This window comes from Synechocystis sp. PCC 7339 (genome assembly GCF_019924095.1).
GTDB lineage: Bacteria > Cyanobacteriota > Cyanobacteriia > Cyanobacteriales > Microcystaceae > Synechocystis.
On sequence record NZ_CP063659.1, the window covers coordinates 663,511 to 679,368 of the forward strand.

Below are 15,858 nucleotides of genomic sequence, written 5' to 3' on the forward strand. Positions count from 1 at the left end.
TTTTTCCCCCTTTTGCCGTCAATGGATTCCGTGAGTCCGGTTTGCCCTTCCGTCGTCCCCCAGGTTTATGTTGCTGAGTATCTCCAACGTTTTCATTAAAAACCCCGTGCTGACTACGGTGTGTACCATCGTTATCATCCTGCTCGGGGCGATCGCCTTACCCCTACTGCCTCTGGCCAAATTACCAGACATGGCCCCCAAACAGGTGCAGGTGACCACCAACTATGTGGGTTCCGATGCCCAAACGGCGGTGGATAACGTCACCACCGTGCTAGAGCGGCAGATTAACGGTACGGAGCAAATGATTTACATGAACTCCTACACCGATAACACCGGCACTAGCACCATCAACGTCTATTTTCCGGTGGAAATGGACCGCAACATTGCCCAGGTATTGGTGCAAAATAACGTGGCGATCGCCTCCTCCAGCTTGCCGGAAGCCGTTAACCGCCAAGGGGTAACCACCCAGACCCAGTCCCCCTCCGTTACCATCGCCTATGGGGTTTATTCAGAAAACAATGACCAGGGCAAACCCATCTATGACGACGTTTTTGTCAGTAACTTCGTTGACCGGATTCTACTGGATGAAATTAAAAGGATTGATGGGGTAGGTTCCGCCGCCATCATTGGGGCATCCCAATACGCCATGAGGTTTTGGTTAGACCCCGATGCCCTCGCCGCCAGGGATTTAAGCGCCTCCGATGTGCTCGATGCCATCCGCACTCAGAACGTCCAAGTGGGGGTAGGGGGAGTTAACCTGCCGCCGGTAACCGATCAACAGCGTTTCCAAATTAACGCCCGGGCCCTGAGTCGTTTTACCACCCCGGAGGAAGCCGAACAAATTGTTGTCAAAGTAGGGGAAGACGGTAGTCTAATCCGTATTAAGGATGTGGGGCGGGCCGCCATTGGCACCCAAAACTATATTCAAACGGCCCTTTTTAACAATGCGCCGGCTGTGGCATTTGTGATCTATCAGTTGCCTGGCACCAATGCTTTGGACACGGCCAACATGGTCAAGGAAAAAATGGCCGAGTTGAAACCCATGTTTCCGCCGGGGCTAAACGCAGAAGTGGCGCTGGATAATACTTTGTTTGTAACTGCGTCCCTAGAAGAGGCAGTGATGACCCTGGTGGAGGCGATTTTACTGGTAATTCTAGTAATCTTTATCTTTTTGCAGAATTGGCGCACCACCCTCATTCCAGCCCTGGCCATTCCAGTCTCCCTCATTGGGGCCATGGCTTTTGCCCTTGCCTTTGGTTTTAGCTTGAATCAATTAACCCTGTTTGGAGTCATCCTGGCCACCGGTCTGGTGGTGGACGATGGCATTCTAGTGGTGGAGGCAATCGAGGTTAAATTAGACCAGGGCATGAAACCGTTTCAAGCAGCCCTGGACGCCATGGGGGAGCTGACAGGGGCGGTAATTTCCACTTCTTTGGTGTTGATGGCGGTGTTTATTCCAGTTACCTTTTTCCCTGGCACCACCGGCATTGTTTACAAGCAATTTGCGGTAATTATGGCTTCAGCGGTGGCCGTTTCCACCTTTAATGCCATTAGCTTCTCCCCCAGTATGTCGGCCATTCTAATGCGCCGTACCCAGCAGACCCATGGGCCGTTAGCTTGGTTTTTTGGATTGTTTAACCGTAGTTTTGATTGGATCAAGGAACGGTACGGCAATATTATTACCATGCTACTGAAGGTGAGATTGCTGGCTATCCCCGTCTACATTGCCAGCATTGCCCTCACTGCCTTTGTCTATAACATGACTCCCACTGGTTTTATTCCAGAGGAAGACCAGGGCTATTTCTTCATGCTGGGCAACTCCCCCGCCGGGGTTTCCATTGAATACACCAAAGACATTATTTCCCAAGCCACAGAAATCGTCGCCGCCCGGGAGGAAGTGGAGCACGTCTTGGGCATGGGGGGATTCAGCTTTTTGGGTAATGACAGCAGCAAATCCCTCTTTTTCGTCAAGCTGAAAAACTGGGACGAACGCCCCGGACAAAAAGGGTCAGTGTTCGGTCTGTTGGCGCAAATTAACCGAGAGTTGGCTCAAAAAATTCCCGATGCCCAGGTTTTTGCCGTCAATGCTCCCCCAGTGGATGGACTGAGTAGTACTGGGGGACTGGATTTTTACGTACAAAATCGTGGTGGTATTCCCCTGGATAGTTTTTTAAATTACGTCCAAGAATTTATGGGGAAATTACGGCAGGAGCCAGCCCTAGACCCCCGCACCGTTTTTACCCAGTTCACGTTTAATGCTCCCCTGTTGGAAATTAGTGTGGACCGAGAAAAGGCCAATGCCCAAAATGTTGATATTTCTGAAGTATTCAGCACCATTGGCACCTATATGGGCTCCAACTATATCAACCAGTTTGTTTTAGAAGGACGACTCTATCAGGTTTATGCCATGGCCGACGGAGAATTTCGTTCCAATCCCCGGGATATTGGCCGACTCTATGTCCGTTCCCGCACGGGGGCTTTAGTGCAGTTAAGCAATCTGGTGGAGGTGAAACAAACTACCCACCCACCGATTTTGACCCACTTTAATATTTACCCCGCTGTGGACGTCCAAGCATCCCCCGCCGCTGGTTATAGTACTGGTCAAGCCATGGAGGCAATGGAGAGGCTGTCGAAGGAATTATTCCCTGAATCCATTGGCTATGCCTGGTATGGTACTGGCTATGAAGAATTGCAATCCGCCGGGGCGGCACCGATCATTTTTGGTTTGGCTTTCATCATGGTTTTCTTAGTGCTGTCTGCCCAATATGAAAGCTATGTGGACCCGGCCATCATTATGATGACTGTGCCCCTAGCAATTTTGGGCGCTATGGGGGCGATTCTTTTGCGGGCCAATTTCATGGTGGCCACCAATATGGTTTGGCCAGCGGTGAACAATAACGTCTATGCCCAGGTGGCGTTGGTGATGTTGATCGGTCTAGCTAGTAAAAACGCCATTTTGATTGTGGAGTTTGGTAACCAGGCCATGGATTTGGGCATGAAGATTCCCCAAGCGGCGGCCTTTGCGGCCAAAGAAAGGATGCGGCCAATTTTAATGACGGCTATTTCCGGTTTGGTGGGCTTCTGGCCCTTGGTGATTGCTTCCGGGGCGGGGGCCATGAGCCGTTGGTCTTTGGGGACAGCTATTTTTGGTGGTTATCTAATTTCCACCGTTCTTAGTTTGTTCTTGGTGCCGGTGCTTTACACCATTGTCAAAGAAGCTGAAGCTCGCTTTTTGAAGGGGGAGAAAGGGGAAGATGGCTCCAATCCCCCTCCTCCACCGGAGGAAGACAACGGAGATCCTCTCACCAACCCAAGCTAGCGGGATCCACTGGGGGCAACCTAGACTGGTAAGTAAAGCCCATGGCTTTTGAGGGAACTTAAACTGCGGGAGGGATTAACCCATGGCGATCGCCACTATCAATCCGGCCAATGGCCAAACAGTGCAAACTTTCACCCCCCACAGTGCGGCGGCGGTGGATGCCAAACTGGATTTGGCCCAGGAAACATTCCGAAGTTTTCGAGCTTTACCGTTTACTCAACGGGGACAATGGTTGCGACGGGCAGCGGATATTCTGGAACAACGGCGGGAGGAATGGGCCCACCTCATGACCCTGGAAATGGGTAAACCGATCCAACAGGCGATCGCCGAAGTTAATAAATGTGCGCTGGTTTGTCGTTTTTATGCCGATCAGGCCGAGGAATTTCTGGCCGATGAAATGGTGGCCACCGATGCCAGCCAGAGTTTTATTGCCTACCAACCCCTGGGGGTGATTTTGGCGGTGATGCCCTGGAATTTTCCTTTTTGGCAGGTGTTTCGTTTTGCGGCCCCGGCCTTGATGGCGGGTAATGTGGGCCTGCTCAAGCATGCTTCCAACGTACCCCAATGTGCCCTGGCGATCGCCGAAATTTTCCACACAGCCGGGTTTCCCGAGGGCGCTTTTCAAACCCTATTGATTGGGGGCAAAGCGGCCAGCGACTTAATGACCGACGACCGTATCCAAGCAGGAACCTTGACGGGCAGTGAACCCGCTGGGGCTAGTTTCGCCAGCGCCGCCGCCCAACAAATTAAAAAAACCGTGTTGGAATTGGGCGGTTCTGACCCCTTCATCGTTTTGGAAGATGCGGACTTAGACCAAGCCATCCAAACAGCGGTGCCGGCCCGGATGCAAAACAACGGCCAATCCTGCATTGCTGCCAAAAGATTTATTGTCCAAGCCAGCATTGCCGAGGAATTTTTCCAACGTTTAACCAAAGAATTCCAAGCCCTTAAAGTAGGGGATCCCAGTGAACCGGATACGAACATTGGCCCCCTGGCCACCCCCGATATTTTGGCCGATATTGTTGACCAAGTGGAGCAAACTATTGCCGCTGGGGCCCAGTGTCGTTGTGGTGGCAAAGCCTTAGACCAACCGGGCAACTACTACCCCCCCACCCTGCTCACTGATGTGCCCCCCACTGCCCCCACCTATCGCCAGGAATTTTTTGGCCCCGTTGCCCTGGGATTTACCGTCAATAATTTAGAGGAGGCGATCGCCCTAGCCAATGACATTCCCTTTGGTTTGGGGGCCAGTGCGTGGACAAGTAACCGGGAAAATCAACAAAAACTAATCCGGGGCATAGAAGCCGGGGCCGTATTCATCAATGGCATGACCAAATCCGATCCCCGCATTCCCTTTGGGGGCATTAAACGATCCGGCTTTGGGCGGGAACTAGGACGCATGGGCATTCTAGAATTTGTCAATGCTAAAACCGTTTGGATTGGTTGATTCTTATCCTTTCTCATTCCCACTGAAAAGCTGCCATGGATAATGTGCCATAGGTAAATCCGTGGTGAATTCTTTTCCCCGGGGATTGGGTAGCGGCTCCCATCGCTACAAATAGGGGCAACAGATGTTCCGCAGTGGGGTGATTGCGTTGGGCTTCCGGAGCAGTTTGTTTGTAATTAAGCAGAGCTTGGTGATTGCCGTTTTCAATGGCATCCACTAACCATTGGTCAAAACTGAGAGCATAATCCAAGGGGTCTGCATCCTTGGGGTAATGGCGAAATCCCTGTAAATCGTGGGTGGCACTACCACTGGCCAGGATGAGAATACCTTTTTGTCTTAAATCTTGCAGAGCCTGGCCCATTTTCCAGTGATACTCTGCATTTTGATTGGGTTGAAGCGATAACTGAATCACCGGAATATTAGCTTCTGGATACATTAACTTTAGGGGAACCCAAACTCCATGATCAAAACCTCGAAGGGGATGTAATTTGGCCGCAAAGCCAGCAAATTTTAAAGCGGCGATCGCCTGATTAGCAAAAACCTCAGAGCCAGTGGCAGAATATTGAAGCTGATAAAGAGCTTCAGGAAACCCCAAGAAATCATGAATTGTCTGACATTGGGGATTAAAGGCCACCAAAGGCTCCGGACTTTCCCAGTGGGCGGAGATACAGATAATACCCTCAGGTTGGGAAATTTTCCTGCCCAATTCAGCAAAAAACTCTGTGGTCTGATCTTTTTCTAGAATCAAACTTGGTGCCCCATGGGAGATGAATATAGTTGGCAGATGAATATAGTTGGCAGTCGAGTCATAAAAACATCTGGAGATCTGGGACAAACTACGGACAAGGTTATGGAGACAGTGGGGGAAAATCTTGTTCTCCTTTCCAACATTTTACTGCCGGCATCCTGGGCCGTAGGAGACAATCTCCCCAGGGTAAAAAATTTTTGTATAATTCCCGGAACGGTATTATTCCCTTGCCTTGCCTGAATGGTTAAGTCCGCCCCTCCTCCTCTCCTCTCCATTGCAATTCGTGTGGCCACCGTGGAAGATATTCCGCCCCTGGCCAACCTTTTGCTCAAAAGTTTCCACCCTCCCCAAAACTGGCTGATGTGGAGCTATCCCTTTTTGCGCTTAGGTATCACAGAAGACCTACGGCTACGTATGCGCCATGGCGACAACGCCTACCATTGTCTCATTGCTGTTAATTCAGACGATGGAGAAATTCTTGGCACCGCTGAAGTTTCCCTCAAACACTGGTTCACTCGCCCCAAGACCACTGCCTACATTTCAAACTTGGCCGTGAGCCCTCAACATCGCCGCCTGGGGATCGCCAAGCAATTAATCCAAAAATGTGAAGCCATTGCCGATCAGTGGCAGTGCCGTCGCCTTAGCCTCCATGTGATGGAAAATAATCTGGGGGCCCAAAACCTCTACCAAGCCCTAGGATTTATTTATCAAGAAGCGGAATGGAGTTGGCGGGCGTGGCTATGGCAAAAACCCCGACGGTTACTATGGGAGAAGATCCTGACCACGGAAATTCTTTGTTCCACCCCAGCCCACCAAAGCCCCTAATGACCTGCGCCGAAGCCCTATTGGAGCATCTCCAAAATAAACAATCCCTAGTGATCAACCCCCGCCGCCGCAATGGGGTGATTTTAGTTAAGCCCTATCACGCCGAATTTGCCGGGCCAGGCGCGTTTGTGGGGGGAGATTTAGACCAGGATGTGACCCTTTGTTATGCGGTGGGTAATCTTGATTGGTTAACGCCCCCGTCCTCCGCAGAACAAATTAAAGCTTATTTAATTCGTCGACAGTGGACAGTGTTAATCAAACAAATTGTTGATAATCCCATTGCCATGGAAAGGGCCCAGGTGATTTTAAATCAGTTAGAAAATTGGTTTGATGATGCCACAGTGGCGCTTTTGCCAGATTCCGCCGTGGCAACTTTAGTGGGGGTTTTGCCTTCTACTGTACGGAGTGCCCGCACCAATACGACGGTGTTTTAGTTTTAGTTGCCTTTCAGCCTAAGTTAGTTTATTTGATTGTCTGGCAATGGAAATGATTATTGTTATCTCAGATGATAGGATTAAGCTTCTCCCTAGCGTCCAGTCAGTTAGCAAAACCCTTGATCTATAAATCTTAATCAATCAATTGGGTAACTTTTTCCGAAAAGAAAATATAGTTTGCTAACAAATACTTTTTGGTTAACGACTAAAAGTTAAGTAGAGGTTAAGGCTCCATTAAGCCAAGTTTAATGAGCTGGAGCACTTATAAAAATATTTTATTAATAATGCTATGGCAGATATGGCATCGCCCAACTTGGGGCAGAAGTCTACGTAAGGCAATGGGCCCAAATCAGGTAGATTGAGCAGCCAAAGGCTCTCTCTATGGAGGTTATACGTTTTTTGCATAACTTTCAGCCGGTGCCCTTGGAATTGTTCAAAATAGATGCTAGAATCCCTATCGAGGAATTTCTTGGTCTTCGCTGATCAAGAATCAGGTCAATAAACCAAGTTTCAACTGCTATTCAATATGTCGGTTGTGCCTGGCTTGATTAATGTAATCGGTGTGAGGATCCCCTTGTTATGAATAAGTTGACCAGTAATTTACTGAAGTTATTTCCGTTGGCTCTGGGTAGTTCTTTGGCAGTGGCCCCTGGCGCGATGGCGGAACCCGTAGCTCAGTTAGCCACCCCCGCAGATTTTCCCCAAATTAACTACCGGGGTGACAGTCTAGAACTGATGCGTCGTCGTCAGAATGCCGGCACCTTCAATGCGACCACCCCAGATATCACTGATATGTCCCAGGTGACCAGTGTGTCTGAGTTACGGGACGTGCAGCCTACTGCCTGGGCTTATGAGGCACTAAAAAGTTTAGTTGAGCGCTACGGTTGTATTGTTGGTTACCCTGACCGGACTTTTCGCGGCGATCGGGCCTTGTCCCGTTGGGAATTTGCCGCCGGTTTAAACGCCTGTATGAACGTGATGGAGCGTTTAATTCAGGAGAACGTAGCGGTTTTGCGGGAAGATATTGATAAGCTCAAACGTTTAATGCAAGAGTTTGAAGCAGAATTGGCAGCTCTAGGAGCTCGCATTGATAATCTAGAAGTCCGCACTTCTTTCCTGGAAGACCATCAATTCTCCACCACCACCAAACTGAACGGGATTGCTGTTTTTGCCCTGGTTGACCAGTGGGGCGGTGATAAGGCGGTGGATTGGCGGCAACAGGACAACATTGATAACTTCGGCGCGGCTGCTCCAGCTCCGGTAGAGGAGAATGCTACACTCTCCAGTCGGGTTCGTTTAAACTTTGATACTAGCTTTACCGGTAAAGACTTACTACGTACTCGTTTGCAGGCTGGCAGTGTACCCAACTTGTCTGGCCCCACCGGCACCAACATGGCTCGCCTTGCCTTTGATGGTTCTAGCCCTGATAACAACGTTGACGTTAATAAGTTGTTCTACCGTTTCCCGATGGGTAACTTGACCACCTGGGTTGGGGCTAAGGGACTTGCATTGGATGATGTATTTGAAACCTATAATCCTTACCTGGCTAGTGGCGACAACGGTGCCCTTAGTCGCTTTAGCCGTTACAGTCCCTTCGTGAATCGTGGTCCTGAAGGCACAGGTGCCGCCGTTCGTTACAAGTTCAACGATATGTTTTCCTTGGCCGCCACCTATTTGGCTAGTGACAGCCAGGCGAACGATCCTTCTAACGACGTATTTACCAGTGGAGGCAATACTTTCGTAAGTGGAAACGGCCTCTTTAATGGTAGCTACAGCACAGGTGCTCAGTTCAACATTAAGCCGACTAAAGACTTCAGCTTTGGTATTTCCTATCTGCATAAGTACTTCAGCCAAGGGGATGTTAACTTGACCGGTAGCACTGGTAGCCGCATCGCCAGTAACCCCTTCTACCAAGCGGCCACGACCATGGATACCTACAACATCCAAACGTCTTGGCAAATTACCGAGAAGTTTAATCTCTCCGGTTGGTTTGGTTATGCCAATGCCACTGCCCAGGGCTTCAACACCGGCAGTAATCCCCAAAATCGTAATGGTTTGGGGGCTGACCTATGGACCTGGAATGCGGCTTTGTCCGTCATTGATGTGTTCAAAGAGGGAGCGGTATTGTCCTTGAGTGGTGGTTTGATGCCCTATGCTCCCTATGTTGCCAGTCTGAATGGCGATCGGATCAGCAATGACCGCAACTCTCCCTACATCATTGAGGCTCAGTACCAGTTCCCCGTGAACAAAAACATCCAGATTACCCCTGGTGCTTACGTAATTCTTAACCCGGAAGCCAACAGCAATAACAGTGCTATCTGGGTTGGGGTACTCCGCACCACCTTCAAGTTCTAGAAACTTTGTTGGGGTAAAACCAACACTCACACCAAAACTTCCAGATATTTAGCCCCCACTTCATTGCTGGGGGTTTTTTATCAACTTTGGTGCGATTGAGTCTCCCTCAGCCATATCTAGACTTTCCAGACTTGGGCAATCAAAACTATTCTAGGGATTGTGTTTAATTTTGCTTTCACTTGACCAATGTTGGCGATAGCCGTAGAAACCAGAGAAAGCCCATATCTGGCAAAACTATTTTGACGGTACGGTTAGTCGGTTAGGATTATTTAGGGATGATGCTAATCGGAAAAATTCTTAGATAAGCCCTAGTTTTGCCCCCGATCGCCAAGGTCACCCTGGTTAACCTGCAAGAATTAATCGCCATGAGCCAATCCAAGGAAAATTACCATCTATTGTTGGTGGACGACGATCCCAACTTACTCCTTTTGGTCAAGGATTATTTGGAATATCAGGGTTACCAAGTCACCACCGCCGGTAACGGTCGTGAAGCCCTGGCTGCGTTGGCAAACATGGTGCCCGATATGATTATTTGTGACATTATGATGCCGGAAATGGATGGCTACGCATTCATCGAGCAGGTGCGCCAAAATCCCAGTATTAGTTGGATTCCGGTGATGTTTCTTTCTGCCAAGGGCCAAAGCCACAATCGGGTGAAGGGACTCAATTTGGGGGCGGATATTTATATGGCCAAACCCTTTGAACCGGAAGAACTGGCCGCCCAAGTACAATCTTGTCTTCGTCAAGCCGATCGCCTATTGCAACACAATAACCATCCCCTGGAGGAAAACTCCCGGGTGCAGGTAGCGAGGGATGTGGAACTCACCCCCACGGAAACTAAGGTAATTCAATTGGTGGCCCAGGGATTGGCCAATCGAGAAATTGCCGACCACTTAAAAGTCAGTCAGCGCACCGTCGAAAGTCATGTCTCGAATATGTTAAACAAGACAGGACTACATAATCGCACCGAGTTAGCCCGTTGGGCCATCCAAAAAAGTATTGCTTGAGGCTTTTCACCACTGGTTTTTTAGTGAGCCAGCACCAATCAGAAAAATAACATATTCATGAACTATTTTTCCTGTTCCCTGCGAAAAAGTCTGGGCCTAATTTGTGCCAGCCTGCTGAGCTTACCGACCCTGGCCCCACCGGTCTGGGCTGGCTCTTTGGAATATTGGAAATTTGACCTGCGGGATAGTCGCCTCGACATCATTACGGATCAAGATGTCAGACCACAGGTAAACGTACTGCGAAATCCCACCAGAGTGGTAGTGGATTTACCGGGCATTGAACACCGGGGTCCCACCATTTATAAACCCCTGACCCAGTACGTTAAAGAGGCGAGGGTTGGTCGGTGGAATAATAATTCAACTCGCATTGTCTTGGAATTGACGGAACCTTTTACTGTCAAGCCCTGGGAAGTGCAGGTGCGGGGGTTAGCGCCCAATCGATGGTATGCCCGCCTACCCACCATTCTCCAGCCTGCGGAATATAGCTTGCCCCAGGAAACGGTGGCGGTTAATGTGCCGGCCCCAGCCCCCAGACCCCTGCGACGCTTTACGGTGGTTTTGGATGCAGGGCATGGCGGTAGGGACCCAGGGGCGATCGGGCAACGGGGCATGCGGGAAAAGGATGTGGTGTTGGCCATTACTAGGGGGGTAGCCAGGGAGTTAGAACAACAAGGCATTGGGGTGGTAATGACTCGCAACAGTGATGTGTTTATTTCCCTGCAGGGTCGGGTGCAAAGGGCGGCGGCAGCCCGGGCGGATATCTTTGTGAGCATCCATGCCAACTCCATCGGTTTGGGACGACCGGAAGTTAACGGGGTGGAAACCTATTATTTCCAAACGGGGCGTTCCTTGGCTCAAACCATCCATCGCAGTATTTTACAGCGGCTTAATGTGCGTGATCGCCGGGTAAAGCAAGCTAGATTTTATGTTTTGCGCCGTACTTCCATGCCTTCCACTTTAGTGGAGGTGGGTTTTGTCACGGGTAGTCAAGACAGTCGCAACCTCAGTAATCCCCGCTTTCAACAGCAAATGGCCGAGGCGATCGCCGCTGGTATCGTACAGTATTTGAAGTAAGTTCACCCACGACTGCAGTCGAATGTTTTCCCCCGACCCCGTGCTCCCCGACGATGGCCAACATCCCTGGCGTTACCGACTAGACCAATTCACCAAAGAAGAACAGACCGCCCTAGCGGCCCTAGCCTGGGCCTTTTACCAGCAATGGCCGGCTAAAGAACAGTATTTGGGGTTAGACCTCCATCCCCAAGCCCATTTCATTAGCTGTGCCCCCCAGGCGATCGCCAAACTAAATGACCAGGTAAACGGGCGCATCCAGGAAATGGTGGGTATTTTGCACGGCTATGATCCGGTAACGGAAGTGGCCATTTTTGTCATTGGCCCCACCCAGTTCAAACTGCTCTTTTTCCAGCCCACCCCTGATCCCGCTGGCTGTTTTGCTGAATTGGGGCTGACCATCGAAGAACTCAAGCACAGGCTGGAACAGATCCTCCAGGAAAAACTGACCTAGCGACTAGGGGACTTAATGAGCTCTGGATTAGCGCCTGGGTTAATAAATATTTGATTATTGCCCCCAGCATTGCGGCACACAGAACCACTGTCCGATTGGAATACGGTGAAACGGTCATTAACTTGGCATAGTTTGATGGACTCACTGCCCGCCATCTCAGCAATGGCTTTGCGGTTCGGTGCCACCCCATCGCTAATTTTGAAGTAGGTAAAAGCATTGTCGGAGTAGACCACGCACTCCCCCGGTTCCACCACCCACCAACCTTCACTCACCCAGATCCCATTGGGATTTTCGTAGCCCTGGGCCATGGATAGATTAGTGTTGAGATAGTTGCAACTTTTTCCGGCGATCGCCGGGGCTGGGGCCAAAACACTCCCCACCAGAGCGGATCCCAGTACCATCACTGCCGCAGACCATAACCCTTTATTAACCATAAAAACTCCTCAAACCACAGAAATTGTTAACGCCAATCTTACTAGAACTAGGCTGGCTTTGCCCACGGCCATGGACGGGGCTTTCCAGGGATAAATAGTTTTTCGGTATTAAATTGAACAGGGCGTAACGGACAATACGGAAATTGTCGCCCCCAAAACACAAAATGGTCAGCACATCGACATAATTGACGGCGATCGCCTAAATTACTAGAGTTGGGGCCGGTTTTGCCGTTGCCGTTTTTTCTTTTGTGTGAGGAGTCAGGATTATGCCATTTAACCCCCAGGTTGTGACGAGGGATATTTTCTATCCTCAGGGCACCTTGAGTGCCGCCGTCACCCAAGCTTTTCAAGCTGATTTAGCCAGTTGGTTAGTCACTACCTCCAGTCCGGCGGTGGTGATTGACTTTAGTCAGGTGGATTTCCTCGATAGCGCTATTTTGATGGTGCTGGTTAACGCCTACAAAGAACTCCAAAGTCAAAAGAGAACATTGCTCTTAAGTGGAGTTTCCCCGGAACTGAAAATCATTTTTGAGTTGACCCAACTAAATCGGGTTTTTCCCATTTATAGCAATCCAGAAGCGGCCTTGGCTAATGGGGAAAAGCCCGCCATGGCTGCTTAGAACTTAAGAACTAGCAAGGGAAGCCAAATTCACCTCCCTGGTCAATTTTTATCAGGAGTCGATGGGGTTGAATGGACTTTGGGGACTAAAATCTAGGTAATCTGCCCGGTTCATCGTTATTTTTTGCCATCGTGTCTTCCCCGAAAAGCAAAGCCATCACTGTTCGTCCCACTCCCCCCCTGTCCCCTAGATTGGCCGCAGAGGAAAAGTTCAAGCAAGAAAAACTCCACGATACGGAGCTACTGTTGCAGGATATGTTTATCCGAGAGGAGGCCACCGTTAAATTGATTTTTGATTCCCTCTACGACATTGGCGTCATCAATATAATCAATAAAAAGTTTCCCTTTCCCCCCCTAAATCGCCTGCTCAAATCTATTGTCGGAGTGCCAAAGCCCATTGCCAAAATATTGTTATTTCGCTGGTTTGTGGCCAATTGCCCTGGCTTGCTCACCAATTGGCTCCATAGTAAAGTCCGCTTCAAGTAGGGGGTCAGTCTAGTTATGGCGGCTTCAGGTCGATGTAAACAACCGAGGAATCAATGGCAACCAAGGCATTGGGCTCCTTGGTTTGGTTTGTGGACTGCCAGCCTCACTATTTTGCCCCTGGCCCCCAGTTTGGCCCAGTCTCCGGCCCTACCTCCCCCGGATGACATTCCCGAAGAAATTTTACGCACAGAAATTATCCTCGAAGGGCGATCGCCGGTGGATGGGGAACCGTTAACGGCAACGGAATACGCAGAGTTAATGGAAGCCCTAGCCGAAAATCCTAACCCCCCCCAACTCAGTCCCCGAATTCGCCATCTGGTCTTTTTGTTAAGGGTGAGGAAATTTTTTCGGACTTTCCTACCGTTTCTTTGATGGTTCTCCCCATAGCACAAGTATAGCTAATTCAATTAATAATGAAGTCATATAGCCAGCCAAAATGTTCTTAATAGAAGTTTTTCAGAAAATACCCCTATCATAATTTTGTATTTCATTTCGGGTAACTATACCACTACTCCAAAATCAAAGTATCTTTGGTTTTTTGTCGACGTTGCCTCTCCTTATCTTGATATTCTTGGATGCAACCATCCTGTTCCACCATTACACAACTGAGGTAATCGGTAATCTCGACTAATCCAGCCCTTAAGGCCTTGCCCACGGGAGCCCTGGTGGTGCTTTGGTTATCCTGTCCCGTATTAACAATGCCTAAAATACTGACGTTATTGGCAGAGTTGGCGGCGGTATCCGCGGCACGGCCTTCCACTGTTCTGGCATAAACCACTTCCCCTGTACTGCTATCAACCACCCGCAAATCTATGGCAACATAGGCTTCCTGTTTAGCCTGCCGCTCACTGTTGCCAATGCTAAAAAGGCCTAGGTTAAGTCCAAAATTGTTACCTCCAGATTCCGAGCTCACCCCTTCCTCATAGGCGGTAATTCTACCCAAAACAATATACTGGGCCCCCGTCAACTGTCCCCTTTGGGCAGAGGTTTCTGGTCTAGTTAATCCTAGTTCTGCCAATTCCTGTTCGGACAGAACACTACCAAGATTTTGTCTTTCTACTACCTGAAAGTTACCGGTGGAAGTAAGTTCATTACTGAGGGCATCGGCTAGTTCCCGAGAAGTATTACCACTCCACCACCACCAACTCATATTAGTGTCATTTTTAAACTCCGGCACGGAAATAGTGGGTTTGCCTTGGGCTTCGACCGCGAGACTTCCCGAGAACATTCCCGCCAATACCAGGAAGAATGGTAGGGCCTTCGACGTCAAGGAAGAAGCGACTCTGTCTAGGTTCTGAGTGGCCATGGTATTTCCAGCAATTTTTTTAACCAAGGCTACAGTAGTGATGAGACAACAGTCAATAGATATTTGATTTTCGATTAACTTTGACTTCGCAGGCTCAACGAGATAGGTATTTTGCTGCGATATTTAACCTAACAATTGCCGCCGTTTTTGTTCAAACTCGTATTCTGTTAGCAGTCCCTCTAGGCGTAACTGTTCTAACTCTCGCATGGCTTCGGCCATGGTAATGACCTGTTGGGATGGCTCCAGGCGATCGCCATTCTGGTACCAGTCCCCCTCAATGTTGTTGAACTGACGGTTAAAATCCTCTTCCCCCTGGACAAAATACCACACCGCATCAATGGCGCAGGCAATTCTGGGTATGGGAGTGTTCCACAGTAACCAATAGACTCCCGCCCACACCGGTTGCCCCAAGTAAAGTTTATGGAGACCTGCTATGGGCCAGGGCAGCACCGCCGATGTCATCGCCAAGGCGATCGCCCAGTAGCGACGTTTTGGCAGAGATAACAGGGGACTTAAAAAAGACATAATTTCAATGCTGAACAAGTTCTAAATCAGTAGTAATTTTAGCCTTAGCTAGGAGGGATGGAAGTGGGTAAACACTATTCCATGGCGTTGTTTCAAGGCTAGTCTGACCACCATAACCCTGGCGATCGCCGTCAAATTCGGGAAACCGTATTTTACTAAGCAAAAATAAGCTTTTACAATGGGAAAGACTCCATGGTACGGGAGCCCCCGTAAATACAGAGGGTCTTTGCTCTCCTTTGGTTCCCCTGTGGGTTAAGCATGACTTCCTTCAGAAACTCACTTAAATTCCCAAGAAACTTCAATTTCTAATTCATTTTTTGCCCTTATTATTTTAGATTTTTACATAGATTTTTACAAATTTTAACTAAATTTTATTGCTGATCGAGTTAAATTTTATTAAATTTTTATTGATTGTTGAACTGGTCTAAACATGGCCCATTTATCCATCTAATCACTTTAATCACATTGCACTCGATTGCACCATTTACCCTAGAGGCCATAACTATGAGCTTTTTTGATTCAGATATCATTCAACAAGAAGCCAAACAATTGTTTGAAGACTATCAATCCCTGACCAAACTGGGGGGGGACTATGGCAAATTTGATCGGGATGGCAAAGTGATTTTCATCGAGCAGATGGAAGCTTTGATGGAACGGTATAAAATCTTTATGAAGCGTTTCGAGCTTTCCGATGACTTTATGGCCAAAATGACCGTCGAGCAAATGAAAACCCAACTAGGCCAGTTTGGTATGTCTCCTCAACAAATGTTCGACCAGATGAATCTCACCTTGGAAAGAATGAAAGCCGAAATTAAGTAAATTCCCTGA

17 protein-coding genes are annotated in these 15,858 nt (G+C 49.0%); 12 read left to right on the plus strand and 5 right to left on the minus strand.

Translation table 11 applies throughout. The features are described from left to right. The first annotated feature begins 67 nt into the window (after positions 1-67). The gene (locus IQE94_RS02990) at positions 68-3,319 is read left to right on the plus strand and encodes an efflux RND transporter permease subunit (protein ID WP_223342688.1); all 3,252 of its coding nucleotides are present in this window, start codon (positions 68-70) and stop codon (positions 3,317-3,319) included. Between the two features lie 82 nt (positions 3,320-3,401). Beyond that, the gene (locus tag IQE94_RS02995; protein WP_223342689.1) at positions 3,402-4,766 is read left to right on the plus strand and encodes an NAD-dependent succinate-semialdehyde dehydrogenase; all 1,365 of its coding nucleotides are present in this window, start codon (positions 3,402-3,404) and stop codon (positions 4,764-4,766) included. Positions 4,767-4,779: 13 nt separating this feature from the next. On the opposite strand, the gene IQE94_RS03000 is transcribed toward IQE94_RS02995, so the two are convergent. Continuing rightward, positions 4,780-5,601 carry a class III extradiol ring-cleavage dioxygenase gene (locus IQE94_RS03000; protein ID WP_223342690.1) on the minus strand — a complete coding sequence of 274 codons (822 nt, stop codon included), beginning with the start codon at positions 5,599-5,601 and terminating at the stop codon, positions 4,780-4,782. Positions 5,602-5,754: 153 nt separating this feature from the next. Here IQE94_RS03000 and IQE94_RS03005 point away from each other — a divergent pair, with 153 nt between their 5' ends. The 6 genes from IQE94_RS03005 to IQE94_RS03030 all read left to right on the plus strand — a co-directional run bounded on the left by IQE94_RS03005 (position 5,755) and on the right by IQE94_RS03030 (position 11,660). Then, positions 5,755-6,339, plus strand: a complete 585-nt coding sequence (locus IQE94_RS03005) for a GNAT family N-acetyltransferase (protein WP_212716052.1) — start codon at positions 5,755-5,757, stop codon at positions 6,337-6,339. Further along, a complete protein-coding gene (locus IQE94_RS03010; protein ID WP_223342691.1) occupies positions 6,339-6,773 on the plus strand; it encodes a hypothetical protein in 435 nt (144 codons plus the stop codon). Before IQE94_RS03005 ends, IQE94_RS03010 begins: the two co-directional genes overlap by 1 nt. Before the next feature lie 579 nt (positions 6,774-7,352). Continuing rightward, the gene (locus IQE94_RS03015) at positions 7,353-9,128 is read left to right on the plus strand and encodes an iron uptake porin (RefSeq protein WP_223342692.1); all 1,776 of its coding nucleotides are present in this window, start codon (positions 7,353-7,355) and stop codon (positions 9,126-9,128) included. A gap of 365 nt (positions 9,129-9,493) precedes the next feature. Then, a complete protein-coding gene (locus IQE94_RS03020; RefSeq protein ID WP_194017344.1) occupies positions 9,494-10,135 on the plus strand; it encodes a response regulator transcription factor in 642 nt (213 codons plus the stop codon). A 57-nt stretch (positions 10,136-10,192) separates the two neighbouring features. Then, positions 10,193-11,209, plus strand: a complete 1,017-nt coding sequence (locus IQE94_RS03025; protein WP_223342693.1) for an N-acetylmuramoyl-L-alanine amidase — start codon at positions 10,193-10,195, stop codon at positions 11,207-11,209. Between the two features lie 22 nt (positions 11,210-11,231). Further along, the gene (locus tag IQE94_RS03030) at positions 11,232-11,660 is read left to right on the plus strand and encodes a hypothetical protein (RefSeq protein ID WP_212716058.1); all 429 of its coding nucleotides are present in this window, start codon (positions 11,232-11,234) and stop codon (positions 11,658-11,660) included. On the opposite strand, the gene IQE94_RS03035 is transcribed toward IQE94_RS03030, so the two are convergent. Beyond that, complete coding sequence (locus IQE94_RS03035) at positions 11,657-12,094, minus strand: DUF1036 domain-containing protein (protein WP_212716059.1); 438 nt, start codon at positions 12,092-12,094, stop codon at positions 11,657-11,659. The genes IQE94_RS03030 and IQE94_RS03035 overlap by 4 nt on opposite strands. A 266-nt stretch (positions 12,095-12,360) precedes the next feature. Here IQE94_RS03035 and IQE94_RS03040 point away from each other — a divergent pair, with 266 nt between their 5' ends. From IQE94_RS03040 to IQE94_RS03050, 3 genes are all read left to right on the plus strand, one after another. Beyond that, positions 12,361-12,714: an STAS domain-containing protein gene (locus IQE94_RS03040; RefSeq protein WP_223342694.1), complete on the plus strand. Its 354-nt coding sequence runs from the start codon at positions 12,361-12,363 to the stop codon at positions 12,712-12,714. 131 nt (positions 12,715-12,845) lie between these two features. Beyond that, positions 12,846-13,199, plus strand: a complete 354-nt coding sequence (locus IQE94_RS03045) for a hypothetical protein (protein WP_212716061.1) — start codon at positions 12,846-12,848, stop codon at positions 13,197-13,199. 15 nt (positions 13,200-13,214) lie between these two features. Further along, entirely contained in the window at positions 13,215-13,571 is a 357-nt protein-coding gene (locus IQE94_RS03050) for a hypothetical protein (protein WP_212716063.1), read from the plus strand. A 136-nt stretch (positions 13,572-13,707) separates the two neighbouring features. Here the strand turns inward: IQE94_RS03050 and IQE94_RS03055 are convergent, their stop codons facing one another. The 3 genes from IQE94_RS03055 to IQE94_RS03065 form a co-directional block, all read right to left on the minus strand. Further along, positions 13,708-14,505 carry a CsgG/HfaB family protein gene (locus IQE94_RS03055; protein WP_212716065.1) on the minus strand — a complete coding sequence of 266 codons (798 nt, stop codon included), beginning with the start codon at positions 14,503-14,505 and terminating at the stop codon, positions 13,708-13,710. Between the two features lie 123 nt (positions 14,506-14,628). Next, positions 14,629-15,030: a hypothetical protein gene (locus IQE94_RS03060; RefSeq protein WP_370630500.1), complete on the minus strand. Its 402-nt coding sequence runs from the start codon at positions 15,028-15,030 to the stop codon at positions 14,629-14,631. A gap of 4 nt (positions 15,031-15,034) precedes the next feature. Continuing rightward, the gene (locus IQE94_RS03065; RefSeq protein ID WP_212722385.1) at positions 15,035-15,193 is read right to left on the minus strand and encodes a hypothetical protein; all 159 of its coding nucleotides are present in this window, start codon (positions 15,191-15,193) and stop codon (positions 15,035-15,037) included. Positions 15,194-15,534: 341 nt separating this feature from the next. Between IQE94_RS03065 and IQE94_RS03070 the strand changes: the two genes are divergently transcribed. Further along, positions 15,535-15,849, plus strand: coding sequence for a DUF1825 family protein (locus IQE94_RS03070; RefSeq protein WP_194017330.1), 315 nt, complete (start codon positions 15,535-15,537; stop codon positions 15,847-15,849). Positions 15,850-15,858: the final 9 nt, after the last annotated feature.